Origin of the sequence: Sphingomonas sp. So64.6b, assembly GCF_014171475.1 — a bacterium.
Classification (GTDB): Bacteria; Pseudomonadota; Alphaproteobacteria; order Sphingomonadales; family Sphingomonadaceae; genus Sphingomonas; species Sphingomonas alpina_A.
In genome coordinates this window covers 1,971,131-1,989,875 of sequence record NZ_CP048817.1, presented here as the reverse complement: position 1 = coordinate 1,989,875, position 18,745 = coordinate 1,971,131, and the positions used below count along the sequence as shown (strand labels likewise).

19 protein-coding genes are annotated in these 18,745 nt (G+C 63.9%); 4 read left to right on the top strand and 15 right to left on the bottom strand.

The window, feature by feature from the left end:
- From G4G27_RS09545 to G4G27_RS09535, 3 genes are all read right to left on the bottom strand, one after another.
- A complete protein-coding gene (locus tag G4G27_RS09545; RefSeq protein WP_183113104.1) occupies nucleotides 1-1,428 on the bottom strand; it encodes an NAD-dependent succinate-semialdehyde dehydrogenase in 1,428 nt (475 codons plus the stop codon).
- An 88-nt stretch (nucleotides 1,429-1,516) separates the two neighbouring features.
- The gene (locus G4G27_RS09540; protein WP_183113103.1) at nucleotides 1,517-2,284 is read right to left on the bottom strand and encodes a nuclear transport factor 2 family protein; all 768 of its coding nucleotides are present in this window, start codon (nucleotides 2,282-2,284) and stop codon (nucleotides 1,517-1,519) included.
- 59 nt (nucleotides 2,285-2,343) lie between these two features.
- Entirely contained in the window at nucleotides 2,344-3,780 is a 1,437-nt protein-coding gene (locus G4G27_RS09535) for an MFS transporter (RefSeq protein ID WP_183113102.1), read from the bottom strand.
- Between the two features lie 163 nt (nucleotides 3,781-3,943).
- On the opposite strand from G4G27_RS09535, the gene G4G27_RS09530 reads away from it, so the two are divergent.
- Nucleotides 3,944-4,864 carry an SDR family NAD(P)-dependent oxidoreductase gene (locus tag G4G27_RS09530; RefSeq protein WP_183113101.1) on the top strand — a complete coding sequence of 307 codons (921 nt, stop codon included), beginning with the start codon at nucleotides 3,944-3,946 and terminating at the stop codon, nucleotides 4,862-4,864.
- The gene (locus tag G4G27_RS09525) at nucleotides 4,861-5,766 is read left to right on the top strand and encodes an SDR family NAD(P)-dependent oxidoreductase (protein WP_183113100.1); all 906 of its coding nucleotides are present in this window, start codon (nucleotides 4,861-4,863) and stop codon (nucleotides 5,764-5,766) included. Before G4G27_RS09530 ends, G4G27_RS09525 begins: the two co-directional genes overlap by 4 nt.
- 40 nt (nucleotides 5,767-5,806) lie before the next feature.
- Here the strand turns inward: G4G27_RS09525 and G4G27_RS09520 are convergent, their stop codons facing one another.
- Genes G4G27_RS09520 through G4G27_RS09500 form a run of 5 tightly spaced genes read right to left on the bottom strand, consistent with a single transcriptional unit; the run spans nucleotide 5,807 to nucleotide 10,200 of the window.
- Nucleotides 5,807-7,141: an MFS transporter gene (locus G4G27_RS09520; protein WP_183113099.1), complete on the bottom strand. Its 1,335-nt coding sequence runs from the start codon at nucleotides 7,139-7,141 to the stop codon at nucleotides 5,807-5,809.
- A 1-nt stretch (nucleotide 7,142) separates the two neighbouring features.
- Entirely contained in the window at nucleotides 7,143-7,607 is a 465-nt protein-coding gene (locus tag G4G27_RS09515) for a dihydroneopterin aldolase (protein ID WP_244624622.1), read from the bottom strand.
- Complete coding sequence (gene folD / locus G4G27_RS09510) at nucleotides 7,559-8,419, bottom strand: bifunctional methylenetetrahydrofolate dehydrogenase/methenyltetrahydrofolate cyclohydrolase FolD (RefSeq protein WP_183113098.1); 861 nt, start codon at nucleotides 8,417-8,419, stop codon at nucleotides 7,559-7,561. Before folD ends, G4G27_RS09515 begins: the two co-directional genes overlap by 49 nt.
- A gap of 5 nt (nucleotides 8,420-8,424) precedes the next feature.
- On the bottom strand, nucleotides 8,425-9,285 hold the full coding sequence (gene purU, locus G4G27_RS09505; protein ID WP_183113097.1) for a formyltetrahydrofolate deformylase: 861 nt from the start codon (nucleotides 9,283-9,285) through the stop codon (nucleotides 8,425-8,427).
- Between the two features lie 33 nt (nucleotides 9,286-9,318).
- Nucleotides 9,319-10,200, bottom strand: a complete 882-nt coding sequence (locus tag G4G27_RS09500) for a methylenetetrahydrofolate reductase (protein ID WP_183113096.1) — start codon at nucleotides 10,198-10,200, stop codon at nucleotides 9,319-9,321.
- Nucleotides 10,201-10,318: 118 nt separating this feature from the next.
- Between G4G27_RS09500 and G4G27_RS09495 the strand changes: the two genes are divergently transcribed.
- Nucleotides 10,319-11,032: an alpha/beta hydrolase gene (locus tag G4G27_RS09495; RefSeq protein ID WP_183113095.1), complete on the top strand. Its 714-nt coding sequence runs from the start codon at nucleotides 10,319-10,321 to the stop codon at nucleotides 11,030-11,032.
- Nucleotides 11,033-11,055: 23 nt separating this feature from the next.
- Complete coding sequence (locus tag G4G27_RS09490; RefSeq protein WP_183113094.1) at nucleotides 11,056-12,453, top strand: aminomethyl transferase family protein; 1,398 nt, start codon at nucleotides 11,056-11,058, stop codon at nucleotides 12,451-12,453.
- A gap of 60 nt (nucleotides 12,454-12,513) precedes the next feature.
- Here G4G27_RS09490 and G4G27_RS09485 read toward each other — a convergent pair whose 3' ends face one another.
- The 7 genes from G4G27_RS09485 to ligA all read right to left on the bottom strand — a co-directional run bounded on the left by G4G27_RS09485 (nucleotide 12,514) and on the right by ligA (nucleotide 18,742).
- On the bottom strand, nucleotides 12,514-12,960 hold the full coding sequence (locus G4G27_RS09485; RefSeq protein WP_183113093.1) for a transcriptional repressor: 447 nt from the start codon (nucleotides 12,958-12,960) through the stop codon (nucleotides 12,514-12,516).
- Between the two features lie 132 nt (nucleotides 12,961-13,092).
- A complete protein-coding gene (locus G4G27_RS09480) occupies nucleotides 13,093-15,141 on the bottom strand; it encodes a TonB-dependent receptor (protein ID WP_183113092.1) in 2,049 nt (682 codons plus the stop codon).
- An 83-nt stretch (nucleotides 15,142-15,224) separates the two neighbouring features.
- Complete coding sequence (locus G4G27_RS09475) at nucleotides 15,225-15,722, bottom strand: hypothetical protein (RefSeq protein WP_183113091.1); 498 nt, start codon at nucleotides 15,720-15,722, stop codon at nucleotides 15,225-15,227.
- A gap of 573 nt (nucleotides 15,723-16,295) precedes the next feature.
- Complete coding sequence (locus tag G4G27_RS09470; protein WP_244624621.1) at nucleotides 16,296-17,045, bottom strand: IclR family transcriptional regulator; 750 nt, start codon at nucleotides 17,043-17,045, stop codon at nucleotides 16,296-16,298.
- 35 nt (nucleotides 17,046-17,080) lie between these two features.
- On the bottom strand, nucleotides 17,081-17,488 hold the full coding sequence (locus G4G27_RS09465; RefSeq protein ID WP_183113090.1) for a nuclear transport factor 2 family protein: 408 nt from the start codon (nucleotides 17,486-17,488) through the stop codon (nucleotides 17,081-17,083).
- Nucleotides 17,485-18,324 carry a class III extradiol dioxygenase subunit beta gene (locus tag G4G27_RS09460; protein WP_183113089.1) on the bottom strand — a complete coding sequence of 280 codons (840 nt, stop codon included), beginning with the start codon at nucleotides 18,322-18,324 and terminating at the stop codon, nucleotides 17,485-17,487. The genes G4G27_RS09465 and G4G27_RS09460 overlap by 4 nt, the downstream gene beginning before the upstream one ends.
- Nucleotide 18,325: 1 nt before the next feature.
- On the bottom strand, nucleotides 18,326-18,742 hold the full coding sequence (ligA, locus tag G4G27_RS09455) for a protocatechuate 4,5-dioxygenase subunit alpha (RefSeq protein WP_183113088.1): 417 nt from the start codon (nucleotides 18,740-18,742) through the stop codon (nucleotides 18,326-18,328).
- Between the last annotated feature and the right edge of the window lie 3 nt (nucleotides 18,743-18,745).

The following is an 18,745-nucleotide window of genomic DNA, read 5'->3' as shown; positions in this document are numbered from 1 at the left end:
TCACCCTTCATGCACTGCCTTGGTGACGAGGCACGCCTCGACGCCTTCGGGCCCATCCTCTGATCCATGGCCAGACCATTTCACCCCGCCGAACGGCGAATCCGCGCCGCCGATCATCGTGGTGTTGATGCCGATCATGCCGCTCTCGATCTCGCGCGCGATCCGCCGTTGGCGCTTCGCATCCTGGGTCCAGGCATAAGCGGCGAGCCCGTAAGGCAGGCGGTTCGCCTCGGCGATCATCGCCTCTTCACCCGCAAACGGGTTGATCAGCGCGACCGGCCCGAACGGCTCCTCATTCATGATCTCGGCGTCGAACGGTATCTCGGAAAGCACGCTGGGCTTGTAGAAGAATCCGCGATTGCCGATGCGGGCGCCGCCGGTGTGGAGCGTGGCGCCCCGCGCCGCAGCGTCGCCGATCAGCCGTTCCATCGCATCGGGGCGGCGCGGATTGGCCATCGGACCCATTTGCGTCGCGCCATCGAGCCCGTCACCCACGACGATCCTGCCCGCCCGTTCCGTGAAGCCGTCGCGGAAGCGCTCGAATATATCCTCCTGAACGATGAAGCGGGTCGGGGAGACGCAGACCTGGCCGGCGTTGCGATATTTGCCCGGCACCATCGTATCGAGCACCTGATCGACATCGACATCGTTGAACACCAGCACTGGGCCATGTCCACCGAGTTCCATCGTCGTGCGCTTGCAATCCTCCGCCGCGAGTTTGGCGAGGTGTTTGCCGATCACGGTCGATCCGGTGAAGCTAAGCTTGCGGATGATCGGTGAGCCGAGCAGGTGGCGCGACACTTCGTCGGGTACACCGAACACCGCCTGTGCGACCTCCTTCGGCAGCCCGGCGTCGAGCAGGCATTGCAGCACGCCGAGCGCGCTCGCCGGGGATTCTTCGGCCGCCTTCAGGATCACCGAACAGCCCGCGGCGATCGGTGCGCCAAGCTTGCGTCCGGGATTGCCAAGTGGGAAATTCCACGGTGCGAACGCGGCGACCGGGCCGACCGGTTCCTTCGTGACCGTCGACCGCAGCCCGACCGGGCGGACCAGCGAGCGACCGTAACGCCGAAACACCTCGCCCGCATAAAAATTGAACAGGCCGACATTCATCAACACTTCGATCCGCGCTTCGGCGATTGGCTTGCCTTGCTCCATCGTCGCAATGCGCGCGAGCTCTTCCTGACGCTCAAGCATCAGCCGCGCTGCACCCTGAAGGACAGCGGCGCGTTCATGCGGTGTCGAATCGCGCCAGCGGCGGAAACCGCGCTGCGCGGTCTCCAGCGCGCGATCGAGGTCTGCCGCGTCGGCGAGCGGCAGTTCGGCGAGCGTTTCGCCGGTCGCTGGATTGACGACGCGGTGCGTCCGGCGTCCGCCGCCCGAAACGCGCTCGCCGTCGATGATCATCGCAAGGCCGGGATAGGTCATCGGTGCCTTTCGGTTGATGAAGGTGGTTCGTACCGAGCCTGTCCCGGCGCCCGGCAAAGGGCGGGGACAGGCCCGGTACGAGCGTAGGTTACGCGCCGGCTTCGGCGAGCTTGGCCGCGTTGCGCGCCGACTCGCGGTCGGTATCGCCCTGCCAGCGCTCGGCAACGATCTCCTGACCGGTGACCGGGTGCTTCATATGGAACGGCACCAGCTTATGAGTCGGCCACAGCCAATGCCCCTCGATCAGTGCATCGGGCCCGGTCGGATCGGTCGGATAGGTCACCTTGGGAAAGGGGACATATTCGGGCGGCGTGTTGGCCCAGCCAGTCTCGAAATCGGCATGCCATTGCGGCATGTAGTTGAGGATCTTGATCCGCCAGACACCGTCGACCTTTTCATAGGTGTTCTCGTAGATTCCGCCTTCCCACCATTGGCGCGACTGGAGGTGCGGCTCGCTGCCGACATGATCCTTGTGCCGCCCGGCCTGCATCATCGATCGCGCGCGACCCAAAGCGGTGACGCCGTCGGGCTGGATATTGATGATGTCCTGCAATTGCGGATGATCGAGCAGGAAACCGTCGATCGGTCCGTTAGTGCCATAGGTGAAGCGCTTCTGGAACCGCTCGACATAAAGCCGGCGAATGCCTTCCTTGCCCTTCCAGATACCGCCGAAGAAATGCACTTCGCCGTCATCGGTGAACAGGTCGACCGTCTCGTTGTAGAGACATTTATCGATCAGATAACCGTAGAGATGCTGGAGCTTGCGCACGTCCAGTTCGTCCTCGCGGACCGTGAGACGTTGCGTCAGCGCCGAAACCTGCTTTTCGAGCGTGGCAATACGATCATTATCCGACATCCTCATCCTCCTTATATTTGTATGCCTTGCTTACAATCTGCGCCACGCGATGGCGCGTGTCAATGTGCTGCCGTCTCGGCTTCGAGACGCTCCACCTCTTCACGGTACGGACGAATGGCGAGGAACATGCAGAGCGTCGCCAACGGCAGCAGGATCGATGCGGTTAGCACCAGCGCCTTCCACAAATCGGCCTCCACGCCGATCACGCGTTGCGCGACCGAGCCGACGACGAAACTGCCCATCGCGCCAAAAAAAGTGAACATGAACAAATAGATCGCTGTGACCTGGCCGCGCATTTCGTTCGGTGCGATACGTTGGATCGCGGCGTTTTGCGGGACGGCGCCGGCCAGCCCGAACATCGCGCCGAGCGACATCACAAACAGCGACGATTCGCCCGTCGGCATCATCGGGGAGACGATCGAACAGATCGTCACCAGCCCGAACAGGATCGCCGCCGAGCGGACATTGGCGTCCTTGTAGCGCTTGGCCATCCATTCGACGAAGAAGCCACCGAGGAACACGCCGAGCAGCGACCCGACCAGCAGCATCGGCGCCATCACCGTGCCGATCCGCGCCTCGTCCCATCCATAGGTGCGGATCATGAACGGCGTGCGCCAGAATTGCAGCCCGAACACCTCGATCGCGCTCAGCGCAAGGCCAAGGAACAGCGGGTAATAGACACGCCCGCGCGCATGGATCGCTTTGGCCGCATCGAGGCCGGTAAAGGTCAATATCCGCCGGCCGAGCCCGCTATCCTCCGGCACCGCGCGCGCCTGTACCGGCGGCAGCGCGCGCGGCGGTTCCTTCACCAGCAGGAAGAGCAAAGAGATGACGAATCCGGGCAGTCCGACCCAGATCAGCAGCCATTGCCAATTGTGAATGGTCAGCCCCATCCATTGCGTATTGGGCCATGACGAGACGATCCCGATCAACTGGCCGCCGAGGAACACGCCGAGCGTGGTGCCGCCGATAAAGCCGAGCTGGAGCAGCGCGAACGCCCGCGGAATCCGCTTGGGCGGAAAGGCATCCGCGAGCATCGAATAGGAAGCGGGCGCATGCGCCGAGCCGCCGGCACCGACGAACATGCGCGTGCCAACGAATTGCCAGAAAGTCTGAGCGAGGCCGCCGAGCGCGGTGATCCCGCCGATCACCGCGATGCCGCCCGCCAGCACCAGCTTGCGCGGATAGATGTCCGCAAGGCGCGCCAGCGGAATGCCGACAAAGACATAGAAGATGATATTGGCCGGGCCGCCCAGGAAACCGAGTTGCTCGTCGGTCAGCCCGAAATCCACCTTGATGCGCTGTGCCAGCATACCGAACACGGTCGCGTCGAAAAAGTTGATGAAGGTCGCCAGGATGATCACGAACAGCGCGAAATAAGCGCTGCGCGACGACGGCCAGACGCGCGGCGTCACGGCCTGCTGCCCCGCCGATTCGGGCGGCACTTCATCGGGTAATATGGATATCGGCGTAGCCGGGATCGAGCCTAGTGCCATCCTGAATTCCTCTCCTTCGGGGCGGGATCGCTCACCGACCCTCGACAGATTTGACGTTATGGACGCCTTGTCGAAACTGTACGCGTTGGATACAATCTTGGCGATACACAAAAAGCCGGCGATCGCACATTTGCGAGATGTGGGGCGACACAGGAGAGACTGAGTGCAGAATCTGCAAGGCAAGACCGCGTTCGTCACGGGCGGGGCGAGCGGCATCGGGCTTGGCATCGCCAAGGCGCTGCTCGGCGCGGGCATGAACGTCGTCATCGCGGATATCCGCGACGACCATCTCGCTACCGCATCGGCCGAGCTGGACGGCGGAGATCGGGTCATGGCGTTGCGACTCGATATCACCGATCGCGCCGCTTATGCCGCCACCGCCGATGCGGTCGAAGCGCGGTTCGGGAACATCCATATTCTGTGCAACAATGCCGGCGTCGCGGTGGTCGGCCCGACCGAACTCGCCAGCTATGCCGATTGGGACTGGGTGATGGGTGTCAATCTCGGCGGCACGATCAATGGCGTCGTCACCATGCTGCCGCGCATGCTGAAGCATGGCGAGGGCGGGCACATCGTCAACACCTCGTCGATGTCCGGGATCATGCCGCACCCCGGCGCGACCATCTATGCGACGGGTAAGGGCGCAGTGGTCAACATGATGGAGGCGATGCGGCTCGAACTCGAACCGCGCGGCATCATCTGTTCGGTATTCTGCCCCGGAGCGGTCGCGACCAACATTGCCAAGGCTGGCGAAACCCGCCCGGCCACGCTTTCCGACACCGGCTATGCCGAGGCCGACAAGCGCCGCGCGACCGACGCCAACATGCATCTCTACCAAAGCAAGGAAGAGGTGGGCGAGCGCGTGCTGCGCGGCATTCTGGCCGATGAACTGTACATCCTCACTCACCGCGAATTCTACGAGGGGGTGAAGGACCGGGCCGATGCGATGGTCGCGGCGGTGCCCGACCTGGCCGAGAATGCCGAGTATAAGTCGCTTTATGCGGTGCTGTTCCGCAACCCGATCCATGCCGCGGAGATCGCGCGGCAGGAGACTCTCAACGCCGGCATGAAGGTGGACGCATGAAGGATTTCGCCGGCCGGACGGCCTTTGTCACCGGGGGCGCCAATGGCATCGGCCTGGGGCTCGCCCGCGCATTGCTTGCCGAAGGGTGCAAGGTCGCGATCGCCGACATCCGCGAGGATGCGATCGATGCGGCACTGAAGACGCTCGATAATCGGCATGTCATCGGTGTGCCGCTCGACGTCGCCTCGCGCCAGGGCTTTGCCGAGGCGGCCGACCGGGTCGAGGCGGAGCTCGGTCCGGTGAGCCTGGTGTTCAACAATGCCGGCATCAACCTGTTCCAGACGATCGACGAATCGAGCTTCGACGACTGGGACTGGGTGATGGGGGTCAATCTGCACGGCGTGATCAACGGGGTGATGACCTTTGCACCGCGAATGAAAGCGCGAGGGCTTGGGGGGCACATCGTCAACACCGCCTCGATGGCGAGCTTTTTGTGCGGGCCGCAGCCGGGCATCTACAACACCACCAAATTCGCGGTGCGTGGGATGAGTGAATCACTGCGCTACAGCCTCGCGCCGTTCGGCATCGGCGTGTCGGTGCTGTGCCCGGGCCTGGTCAAAAGCCATATCTATGCCAGCGACGAAGTACGCCCCGATGCGCTTCTCGCCGGCGCCCGGCCGGTCAACACCGAGATGGTCGGCCGGCTGGAGCAAGTCCATCAATTCGGCATGGAGCCCGACGTGATCGCGCAGCGCACGCTTGATGCGGTCAGGGAAAACCGCTTCTACATTTTCTCGCACCCCGAATTCAAAGATGAGCTGCGTGAGTTGTTCGATGAAGTGATCGCCGAATTCCGCGCCGATCCGGAAGACCCGGGTTATCAGCAGCGGATCGGTTTCGAGGCAGGACGGCGTGCGGGATACAAGGCGGCACGTATGGCAGGGAGGTCCGAGGAGCATTGAGGGAGTGACGCGCCGATCCGTGGCGCCGTAGCTCCCGGCGTCAGTTTTGCGCGGCGGGTCCGCGGCTCAGCACGATCAGGATCCCCGCCGCGATCAGCGCGCCTGCGCCGACGATCGCGATGGCGAGCGGAATGCTCATCCCGGCCTGGATGAGGATGCCGCCAAGAACTGGCCCGACCACTGCGCCGCCGCGACCGATACCGATCGCAAGGCCGGTGCCGGTCACCCGCAGCTCGGCGGGAAAGGACCGGGCGAGCAGCGCATAAAGCCCGACGATCCCCCCGAACACACATGCGCCAGCGAGGAACGCCACGACCTGCATCGCGACCAGCCCGGATACCATGCCGAACACCGCGAAAGTGACGGTCGTCCCGACCATCGACAGCGTGACCAGCCGGATCAGCCCAAAGCGCGGCGCCGCCCAGCCAAGCGCCGAGCCGCCGATCACACCGCCCAGGCTCATCAGCGCCGAAGTGCGGATCGCGTCCGGCGTCGCATAGCCGAGATCGCTCATCAGCTTGGGCAACCAGCCGGAGAAGAAATAAAAGGTCATGATGTGCAGGAAATAGGCGAAGACCAGCAACAAAGTCAGGCGGCGGAACCGGGGGCCGAGTAACTCGGCAAGACTGCCGCCGCGGACCGGGGCAGGGGCGAGCACGACATCGGCGCCGAGCGGTACATGGCCCATGCGCGTCAGGATCGCGTCGATCTTTTCACGCGCCGCCGGCGTGCCCTTGCGCGCGAGATATTCCAGCGATTCAGGCAAGCCGAACCAGATCAGCGGCAGGAACGCCGCGGTCGCCAGGCCGCCGGCCACGAACACCGACTGCCAGCCATGGGTGACGACAAGCTCGGCGACCGCGAAGCCGCCGAGAAGACCACCGATCGGATAACCGATCGTCATCAGTGCCACCGACAGGTCGCGGCGCTTTTCATTGGCGAATTCCGACGCGACGGCATTGATCGCGGCAACCATCCCGCCAATGCCCAGGCCGGTCACGACGCGCCACAGGCACAGACTGGCGAGCCCGGTCGCGGTTGCGGTCAGCAGCATGCCCATGGCCATCAGGATGAGGCACCCGAGCACCAGTGGACGCCGCCCGAACCGGTCGCCGAGCGGTGCCAGGACGAGCGAACCGAGCGCCATGCCGGCAAGCCCGGAGGACAAGGCGACGCCCAGTTGCGCCGGACCAATGCCCCAGTCGCGCGTGATGCCGGGCGCGGCGAAGGTGATGGCGAGTACGTCGAAACCGTCCAGCGCGTTGAGCGCGATCGAGATCGCCACCGCAAAGATCTGACGCGGGCTCATCGGCGCGTCGGCGAGCAAGCGCATCACCGGGTTCATGCTCGCCGTCGCGCTATCGTGTCCGGCCACGCTAGTTTCCCCGTTCGATCGAGACGATATTCGATCCGCCATCCGCTTCCCTGATCTGATCGGCGGGATCGCGACGGAGCAAAGTCGTTACCGATGCCATGCCCGCGGCAAGCGCACGCGGCTTGTCGATCGTCACTTCGGCGCTGCGCACGCCCGGCAGCTCCAGGCAATAAGAGGCGAGGCGATAGGCAAAGACTTCGATCAGGGCGATGCGCGTTTCGCCCAGTGCCTCGGCGGCGGCGGCGATCAGGCGATAGTCGGTTGTCGCATCGATCCTGTCCTCCTCGATGCGCTCCACCTCCAGCGTCACCGTCAGGATCAGCGGCTGGCGCTGGCCGATTTCGTGCGCGTAGATGCCGATATCCGCCAGCACCGGTAAATCGCGCACCGACACCCGGGTGAAGGCGACGATGCCCGTCACGAAACGGACAGCAGCGCGGCGCGTGCGGTATTCGACAACAGGCAAGCGATCGTCATCGGTCCGACACCGCCGGGCACCGGCGTTGCCGCACGGGCATGGCCGATCTCGTCAAAGGCGACGTCGCCGACCAGCCGTTGGCGCCCGTCCGCGTCGGTCATGCGGGTGATGCCCACATCGATCACCACCGCGCCGGGTTTTATCCAGTCACCGCGCACCAGCCTTGGGCTGCCCGCCGCCACCACGACGATGTCCGCGCCGCGCACGATATCGGCCAGGCCGCGCGTGGCGATATGCGTCACCGTGACGGTGCATTCGCGTTCCAGCAGCAGCATCGCCACCGGCTTGCCGACAATGTTCGACTTGCCGATCACCACGGCGGCGAGCCCGTAATAATCGTCGATCACCGTATCGAGCAGCTTCATGCAGCCAAGCGGTGTGCACGGCACCAGCCCGCCGGTGCCGGTCGACAGCCGCCCGACATTGACCGGGTGAAACCCATCCACATCCTTGGCCGGGTCGATCGTGTCGAGCACGCGGCCGGCATCGATCTGTGGCGGCAAGGGGAGCTGGACGAGGATGCCGTGGATCAGCGGGTCGGCGTTGAGCGCGGCGATCAGCGCCAGCAATTCTGCCTCGCCCGTATTCGCATCAAGGCGATGTTCGATCGAGCGCATCCCGACCCTGACCGTTTCCGCGACCTTGCGCGCGACATAGACCTGGCTGGCGGGATCGTCGCCGACCTGGACGACCGCCAGGCCGGGCACGATGCCATGGCTTTCCCCAAGCGCGGCGACCGCTGCGGCGGTTTCCGCCGACAGGGCCCGCGCCAGCGCACGGCCGTCGATGATCGCGGTCACCTCCGTCAGTTCCGGAAAACGACGGTGCGCGAACCGTTCAGCAGAACCCGGTCCTCAAGATGATAAGCGACCGCCGCCGCCAGTACGCGCCGTTCGATGTCGCGGCCCTTGCGCACCAGATCGTCCGGCGTGTCGGCATGGCTGATCGGCTCTACGTCCTGGGCGATGATCGGCCCTTCATCCAGGTCGGCGGTGACGTAGTGGGCGGTTGCGCCGATCATCTTCACCCCGCGCGCATGCGCCTGATGATAGGGCTTGGCGCCCTTGAAGCCGGGCAGGAAGCTGTGATGGATATTGATGCACCGCCCCGACAAAAAAGCCGCGAGGTCGTCCGACAGGATTTGCATATAGCGCGCAAGCACGACGAGGTCGGCACCGGTCTCGTCGACCAGGTGCTTGATCTGCGCTTCCTGTTCGGCCTTCGTGTCGCGCGTCACCGGAAGATGATGATAGGGAATGTCGCCAATCATCGAGATGTGCAGTGCGCTGCGCGGATGGTTCGAAACGATGCCGACCACGTCCATCGGCAATTCGCCGATCCGCCAGCGATAAAGCAGGTCGCCGAGGCAATGGTCGAACTTCGACACCATCAACAGCACGCGCTGACGCTCGGTCGACGCGCGCAGCGTCCATGCCATGCCATGCTCGCTGGCCAACGACGCGAAATCCCCCCGCATCGCATCAAGTGTCGCTGCGGGATCGGTCAGTTCCAGTACGATCCGCATGAAGAAGCGGTTGGTCTGACGGTCGTCAAATTGTTGCGCGTCGAGGATGTTGCCGCCGCGCGATGCCAGAAAACTCGCCACCGCCGCCACCAGTCCGGGGCGGTCGTCACACGACAGGGTTAGCGTACAAACCTCATTCACGCCCAATATCCTCCTTAGGCCGTTTTCGGTGTCTCAGCGCGCGTGGCGGGCGCTGTAATCGCCAATCCATTCGACGGTGCGCGACAGGCCGCCAAAGGGGTAGAAGTGAAGCCGCACCGCGCCGTGTTCGGGCCCAATGCCCCGTGCCAGCGCATCGACCAGCTTGTCGGGGCCCGCCGTGCCGAGCAGCCGCGTCAGCGACACGCCATATTTCGTCATCACGCTGGCCGACGCGCCAACGCCGCAATGCGCAGCATATCGTAGCAACGTCTTGATCCCCGCCGGGCCGGGCACGCCGATCCGTACCGGCGCGTCGATCCCGCGGCTGCGCAACTCGCGCAGCCAGGTGAGGAAGGGGGCGGCATCGAAGCCGAACTGGGTGACGATCAGCGGCGCCATGCCGCGCGATTCGATCTCGACGCGCTTTTCGGCGAGCACCGCCCATAAGGCGTCGCTGTCCATCTCGGGATGGCCATCGGGATGGCCGGCAATCCCGACCGCCTTGATCCCGTTGCGTTCGAACAAGCCGGTGCGCAACAGCGACATGGTATCGGCGAAGGGGCCGGCGGGAATGGGCGGATCGCCCGCGACCAGGAACACGCGCTGGACACCCGCCTCGGCGGTCGAGCGTTCGACCATCGCGGCGAGTTCATCGAGCGAGCCGATGCGCCGTGCCGACAGATGAGGCATCGGTTCGAAGCCCAGCGAGCGCACCGTGACTGCGGCGGCGATGCGCGCATCCATGCTTTCACCGGGCAGGAAGGTGATCGCGATCGGCGTTTCGGGCGCGATATGCGGCGCGGCGGCGCGCAGCGCGTCGATATCCTTCGCGGTCATTTCCAACGAATAACCGTCGGTCATCACCGCCGGCGCGGCCAGGGCCCAGGCTGGATGTATTGCGCTGCTCGCAGTCATGATCCGTCTCTCCGTTTCAGCAGCTTTCAGAAGCGATCTTTTAACGCCGCAGCCCCTAGCGCATGTCAGATTGTTCGTATACTAGAATATTTCAGAAACGCGAATTTATGGAGATTATATGCGCCCGTCCGCACCAGCCCCGCTGGTCTTGTTGCCGGGATTGTTGTGCGATTCTCGTATCTTCGCGGGGCAGCTGGCGCGTTTTCCCGATGCGATTGCGATCGACGGTTTTGGTGAGCGGCAAAGCCTTGAGGCCATGGCACGAATCGTCCTCGACGCTGTGCCGGGGCCGATGTCGCTGCTCGGCCACTCAATGGGCGCGCGTGTCGCGCTCGAGCTTGTCCGGCTCGCGCCGGAGCGCGTCGAACGACTCGCGCTGGTCAGCACCGGCGTGCACTCGCTACAACCGGGCGAGGCGGAGAAACGCCACGCCTTGCTCGATCTCGGCCGGCGCGAAGGCGCGGCTGCGCTGGTCGATCGCTGGCTTCCGCCGATGATCGCACCGGCCCATCGCGGCGACGACCGGTTGGTGCAATCGCTGCGCACCATGTGCATCGAAGCCGGTGTCGATGCGTTCGCAGGCCAGATCACCGCTTTGCTGGCACGGCCGGCGGTCGAAACTTTATTGCCGATGATCCGCTGCCCGACCCTGGTCGCGGTCGGTAGCGAGGATGTCTGGAGCCCGCCGGCCCAGCACGAGGCCATTGCGGCGGCGATTGCCGCTGCCCGGCTGACGATCGTCAGCGGAGCCGGCCATATGCTGCCCGCCGAGGCGCCCGAACAACTGAACGACGCGATCGCCGAATGGCTGTCGCTGCCGAACCCTTATTGACCCAACTGACAGGAGAAGAAGAAATGACCGACAAGAACCTGCAAAGCCTGCTGGCGGACAGTGGCGACATCGTCGAGCTGCTGCGCAACCAGCAGACCGGACCCAATGCCTATCCCGGCGTCCCGGCCGAATATTCCAACTGGCGCAGCGAGCAACAGGCCTGGGCCAAGACCTGCGTGCTGTTCAACCAATCCTATCATATGGTCGATCTCGAAGTGTCGGGGCCGGATGCGTTCGCGATGCTCAACCATCTCGGCGTCAACAGCTTCAAGGGTTTCGTGCCCGACCGCGCCAAACAGTTCGTGCCGGTTACGCCCGACGGCTATGTCATCGGCGACGTGATCCTGTTCTATCTTGAGGAGAACCGCTTCAATCTGGTCGGCCGCGCGCCGGTGATAGAGTGGATCGAATATCATGCCCAGGCCGGCGACTGGAATGTGACCGTCGAACGTGACGAGCGCACCGCCGTTCGCCCGGACCCGGAGAACCGCAAATCCTATCGCTTCCAGCTGCAGGGCCCGAATGCGATGAAGACGCTGGAAAAGGCGATGGGCCAGACCCCGCCCGACCTGAAATTCTTCCACATGACCACGATCACCATCGCCGGAAAACAGGTGCGCGCGCTGCGTCACGGCATGGCGGGCCAGCCCGGTTATGAATTGTTCGGCCCCTGGGCGGATGGCGAGACGGTGCGTCAGGCGCTGATTGCGGCAGGTAAGGATTTCGGCCTGTCGCTGGTCGGCGGACGGACCTATTCGTCGAACACGCTGGAATCGGGCTGGATCCCGTCGCCCCTGCCGGCGATTTACACCGGTGAAGCGCTCAAGCCCTATCGCGAATGGCTGACCGCCAACAGCTATGAAGCCAAGGCATCGATCGGCGGCAGCTTCGTTCCCGACAGCGTCGAGGGTTATTATCTCACGCCCTGGGATCTGGGTTATGGCCTGTTCGTGAAGTTCGACCATGATTTCATCGGCCGCGAGGCGCTGGAGCGCATGGCCGGCCAGCCGCATCGTACCAAGGTGACGCTCGCGCTGGATACCGAGGACGCACTGCGCGTGATCAGCTCGGCACTGCAAAAGGGCGACCGCGCCAAGTATATGGAATTCCCCTCGGCGGTCTACTCCATGCACCCCTATGATTCGGTGCTGGTCGACGGGAAGATCGTCGGCATCTCGACCTGGATCGGCTACAGTTCCAACGAGGGCAAGATGCTGACCCTTGCGATGCTCGACGCCGAATATGCGACGCCGGGCACGCAAGTCACCCTGCTCTGGGGCGAGCCGAACGGCGGCACGCGCAAGCCGACGGTCGAAGCGCATGTGCAGACAGAGATCCGCGCAACCGTGGCTTCGGTGCCTTATTCGGAAGTCGCGCGCGACAGCTATGCCGATAGCTGGCGGAGCCGCCAGCCGGCCTGACCGGCCAGGGGGAGGGAAGCGCTTCGGTGCTTCTCTCCACCCGGCTAACGGATACGACGGCTAGCCCGACATATCCGTCTCGAGACAGTCACGGCAGGTGCCCGTCGCTTCGATTGCGGCGTGATCCGCAACAAAGCCCACTTCGGCGAGCAAGTCTCTAAAAGCATCGTGCAGCATGCCGCCTGCGAGTGGCTGTACGCGCCCGCAATGCGAACAGATCATGATGGCCGCTTTTGGCGTGTCCTTTACTCGAAAGCTCGAAAGCGTTTCGACGCGCTCGATCTGTTGCGAAACGCGAAGCCGGGCGAGCGATCGATAGACTGACGCGGTCATTATCGACCGGCCCCGCTGGCGCAGGCGATCCGCCACGTCATACGCGCTGAGCGGTAGATCGGACTGCGACAGGACATCCATGATCGCTTCGTCCAGCACCGGTCCCGGGCAAATCGGCGCTCGCTTGCGCGGCAGTGCCCGTTCCGCGACCTTGTGACGTTCCTGATATGCCATCGTATCATCACCAGATAATGGGATCGGACGGGCCCTACGCTGATCAGCGCCGGGCAGCATTGTCGAACCTGGTTGCGGGATGATGGCCGTGCTGCCGTCGCATTTCGATCGTGCGACGGCAGCACATGCCGGTCAGAAGGTCGCCAGTTTCAGTACCAGGCGAATATTACGGCCCGGCAAGACGACATCGTCCCGGTTCAGCGCGGCGGCGTTGCGCTGAATGTCATTGGTCAGGTTCTGGCCGACCAGCGAGAGTTGGACACCCGGATGAGCCGACAAGGGACGCAGGCTGATCTGCGCGGTCAGCTGGTTGTATCCCGGCGTCGGCGTATCGAATGCGCCATACTTGTCCTGCCGCCCGGAATGAACGAACAGCACGCCCGCATCGATCTTAGGGCTTTGATAATCGAACCCGCCACCGGCGCGATAGGGCGGAATACGGGGTACATTGCCATCGCCGTCGAGCGTCGCACGCGTATAATCGGCCAGCGCGCGGATCGCGAAGCGGGTCGTGTCGGTCTTGACGATGTCGAAATGCGCTTGCGCTTCGACCCCGCGGAACCAGGCGCCCTGTTGGCGATAATTGAGTTCGCGCAATTCACCACTGTCGCCATCGGCACAAACCCCGTCATCGTCACAGGAGCGACCGGTGAGCTGGCCGAAGATATAGTTTTTGAACCACGAACTGTAGAGGCTGCCTTCGAAGCTGAAACGGCTGGTGTTCACACGCAGCGTCGCTTCGAGTGAGTTCGATCGCTCGATCTTGAGGGTCGGATCGCCGGTTTCGAACGTATTCGGGCCATCGTGACCGCCCCGCGCGAACAGTTCGGTGATCGCCGGCGCCCGCCCCGTACTCGAGGCGTTGAAGCCGAGCTTCACTGCCGCGCCGATATTGTAGAGCGCACCGACCGATCCGCTGAGCGGCGTATAGTCGCGTGTGGTGAAGGCATCGGAGGCGGGGGTGCCGGCGACGTGCACATGCTCGACGCGGCCACTCGCCTGGAGATGGAGAGCATCGCCGATCGGCGTGTCGGTGAACAGATAGGCCGCCTGCGTATCGGTTGTCGTCGGAAACAGGTAGCTGCTGTCTTCGCCGAGCGCCTGGAAGTCGCGATGCTGGATCTCGACGCCAAGTGCCGAATTGGCCACCGGGCCGAGTGCGCCGAACACCAGTTCGGCATGCCCATCGGCTTCCTTGTTACGAAAGGTCGTGAGGATGGTACCGTCCGGATCGTCTTCATCGTGCGTATAGTCGGCATAACTGCCGTCCACGTTGAGCGTCTGCAGCGCGCCGCCGCCGAGCGCGAAGGATCCGCGCGTCAGCACCTTGGTCTGGCGCATGTCGATATAGGTGGTGTCGCTGGGGATGCCGTATTTCGCGTTGTATTGCTCGATCGCCGCACCGACATGGCTGTCCTTGTCCGCACCGAAGAAATAGCTGGCGCCCACCGTTTCGCCATATCCGCGAAAGAACGAGTTGCCCTGACGACCCAGTGGCGTGTCATAGTCGCCCGCGTCGCGGTAGAACCCGTCGGCATGGACGGCGATGTCGCCGGCCCGGCCATCCATCAGCGCTGTGCCTTCGCCGGTGTTGGATACGCTGTCGAATGCCCCGGTCAGTTCGCCCGAAAGGTCACGCGTCGGTAGCGTCATCGGCACGCGATTGTTGACCACGTTCACCACGCCGCCGATCGCCTGGCTGCCATAGCGCAGGGCTGCCGCGCCACGCACGACTTCGATGCTGCGGGCCGAGAGCGGGTCGATCGGCATGCCGTGATCCGGGCCGATGTCCGACACGTCGGAGCTGCTGCTGCCGTTTTCCAGGACGCGCACGCGCGTCGCATCCTGCCCGCGGATGATCGGGCGGCTCGCGCCGGGCGCAAAGCCGGTGGCGGAGATGCCGGGCACATTGGCAAGCGCATCGGCGATACTGGAGCCGCCGCTTGTGAGGATGTCATTGCGATTGACGCGCGAGGCGATGGTAGGGGTCTCGGCCCCGAACGGCAGTGCGGTGACGATGACGTCCCCATGCTGATCGGCGTGCTGATCGCCACGCTGATCCGTTTGCTGATCGGTATCGGAGGAAACCGCCGGCGGCGTTGCGGGGGCTGCCTGCTGCGCTTGTGCAGCAGCCGGCACGAGCGCGGCAGACGCCGCGCCCAGAAGGAAAAGATACTTCACTGTAAAACTCCACGACCTTGGCTGCGAGTCCGCCGAGGCGGACCCGCTGAACCGGACGCGTGATCGCGCCCGTCTGTTATGCTTCAGGATTCGGGGAGAGTCGGGGGCGCGCGGCTTTGCCAGCTGTGTGAGCGTTGCCGGTCGAGGACCAGCAACATGAGTAGTGCCGATGTCCAGGTCGGCACGACGATATGCCGGTCAATGGCAATCGAAGATGGTGTAAGATACTGCCCCGCATCATCGATGTCGCGACAGATCGGGCAATCGGCCGGGTCGCCATTCTCATGGTGTCCCGACATGAGTTGCGTCGCGACAGGGTGCTGATCGGTTGCGCGCTCAAGGATCTTCGGCGCGAGATGCACATGGGATTGGAGGACGACGCTCTGCCATCCGAACAGCGCAAGAACGGCGAATACAACCGCGCGCCAGGCTGTAGCCGTCTGAGCGGCAGCACGGCGTGAAGGGCGAACAGGCCGCTCCCGGGCCGTCATGCAGAGTGTTCGCTCGTAGGTATCACGCGCCTTCCAGGCATTGCCGCGACGCCATGCCGCGGCGATCGTCGCTATGTTACGTTGTTTCATTGGTCAAGTGCTGGTTAAACCACCGTGAGTCGGCCCTGTCTCGACAGCTATGCGCAACCGTCCGATCTGCGGTTAACGGCACATCGATCTGGTGAAGGAGCGCATCCGGGTTCGATTCAGTAATATATCCGGCATCGTCATAGTCTGTGTCGGCGCGGGTGTTTTCACATCGTCGGTAGATTGCGTGCGCCGAAGCAATTGAATCGAGCAGACCGGAACCAGGCAGGCCATGACTCACACCAGCAATTCCCGACATTCCCGCAGTATCTCGCAAAATTCCCGTACAGGCGCGTCGAATTTCCCGCAGATTTTCCCGTGGATTCCCGTGAAACACTCGAAAAAACATTTGCCTGCGGAAATACCCGTAGTTGCGGGAATCTCGACCCCGGCAGGACTCGAAATGCAGCCGTTCGGAACGCAATAGTCCACCGATTCAATCCGGCCTGTCTGGCGGCTACGCCATCCTCCGAACGGCGGCTTCATCATCGCCGCCGCGCTCTTTCTCATGACTGGAAAACAACCACCAGCCGGGTCGAGGATGATAGGGCGCTGCGTTCAGCGCGAACCCGCGGTTCAATCCGAGCCGAGTAAATCGCCTGCGCGCTCGAGCAGATGAGCCGCACGCTGCTCGATCTCCTCGTTGAACCGCACCGCTGGAATCGCCACGCTGAACGCGCCGACCACTTCGCCGTCGATCCGCGCGACGCGACCCATGCCATGGATTCCGGGCGTGTGCTCCTCGCGCGTACGGGCAATGCCGGTCCGCCGGATTTCGGCGATTTCCGCGCGGATCGCAGGTTCGGCTATGATTGTCGTCGGGGTAAAGGCGACGCGCTCGGTCTCGGCGAAATACAGGTCGAGTTCGGCATCGTCCATCGCGGCGAGCAGCGCCTTGCCGGCGGAGAAGCCGTGGAGCGGCGTGTGGCTGCCGGTCTGCACCGCATAGCGCAACGCCTGTTCGCTCGTCTCGGTCACCAGCGCTTCGACCTCCCAGCCGCGGCGAACGAAAAAGGACACTGTTTCGTTGAGCTGGATGCGCAGCGTCCGCACCAATGGCGCGACCGTCTCGGCCAGCGTGAAGGCGGGGGCGTGAGTCTGGAGACGCTCGAGCCCGGGTCCAGTGGCGTAACGCCGGCCCGCGCGTGCGAGATAACCGCGCTCGACCAGTGTGCCGAGCAGATAGGAAAGGCTGGAAACGGGAATGCCGAGCGCTCCCGAAATCTCCTGCGCCACCAGGGGGCGGCCGCGCGAGACGACATATTCGATGATGTCGAGTGTGCGCATCGCCGATTTGACGGTCGCGGGTGGGAGTGTGTCGGCCATGTCGGCTTATACCTCGTCAGTGGAGCGAGGGAAGGTCAGGGCGCGAACAGGATCGAACCGCGCCGTTCGGCGAAGCGCCATCCATCCGTCGTCAGCACGAAGCGGTCGTGAAACGATCCGACCAGCGGCGCCGCCGCGCCGGTGAACAACAGCATCGCGCTCTCGCCGCGCGCCATGGTCGGGCTTTCGACATCGATCACGATATTGGCGCAGATGTGGCGCGTGGTGCGTGACGGCCGGGCGAGGAAAGCGGCGAGGATCGCCTCGCGCCCGACGATTGGCTGGTCGGGCGCGGTCGGGCGAGTCATCGACCCGTCCGCCGCATAGAGGGCGGCCACCGCATCCCAATCGCCCGCATCGTTGAGATTGGCATAGCGATTGACGAGCCGGGCGCACTCTCCTTCGATCGCGCGCCGTTCCTGATCGGTCGGCGTGTCGCTCATGCCGCCTCCAGCACGACATGTCCGACCGCCGTATTGGACGCCGGCACATGATAGAAGCGATGACGCTCGGCGATGTCGGGGCCGAGCGCGCCGCGCATGATCAGCCACATGATCAGCTCGATTCCCTCCGACCCTGCCTCGCGCAGATAATCATAATGGGTGATCGTGCGCAGCGCTTGCGGATCGGCGCTGAGTTTTTCGAGAAAGTCTCGATCGAATTCCTGATTGATCAGGCCGGCGCGGGGACCCTGCAGTTGGTGACTCATGCCGCCCGTACCCCAGATCTGGACGTTTAAATCCTCCGGAAAGCTCTCTACCGCGCGGGCGATCGCTTCGCCCAGCCGCCAGCAGCGATCTCCCGAGGGCGGCGGAAACTGGGTCACATTGACCATGATCGGCACGACCCGCACCGGCCAGCGATCGACCTCGCCGAACAGCAAGGAGAGCGGCACGGTCATGCCGTGATCGACTTCCATCTCGTTGAGAATGGTCATGTCGAATTCGTCGATGATCAGGCTTTGCGCGATATGCGCGGAGAGTTCGGCATGCCCCTCGACCACCGGCACCGGGCGCGCGCCCCAGCCTTCATCGGCGGGCGTGTAGCTGTCGGCGCAGCCGATCGCGAAGGTCGGCACGACTTCCAGCATCAGGCTGGTCGCATGGTCGTTGAAGACCAGGATGACGACGTCCGGCCGTGCGTCGCGTTCCCAGGCGCGGCTCCATTCATAACCGGCGAAGAGCGGTGCCCAATAGGCATCTTCGGTCTTGCCGAGGTCGATCGCCGCACCGATCGCCGGGACATGGCTGGTGCCGACGCCTGCCGTGATCCGCGCCATCTCAATAGCCTCCCTTGATCGATCGATTGCCTGCGGGCGACCGGCCGCCGGCGAGCATCATCGCGCCATATTCCTCGGCGCTCATCCCCGCCATCGTGCCGACCGCCTTCTGTACGCTCCAGCCATCCGTGTTGGAGATCTTGACCAGGAAATAGATGTTTCCGCCGGTCGCGATCAGCGCGTTGAAGTCGCGATCGAGCACGCCCTGACGCTGTTCGGCGGTCATGCCGAACCGGTCGAGCCAGGCGCCCTCATCGGCCTTGAAGGCGGCACGATTATCCGCCTTCATCAACGACATGCAGAAGCGGTGCAGCTGATAGGCCCGCCGCGAGCTGGCCGTGGTGAAGATCGTCGTCCCCGGAATATCGTCCAGGTCTGCCAGGTCGTACCCCAGCCTGTCGCGCGCGGCGGTGCTCATTTT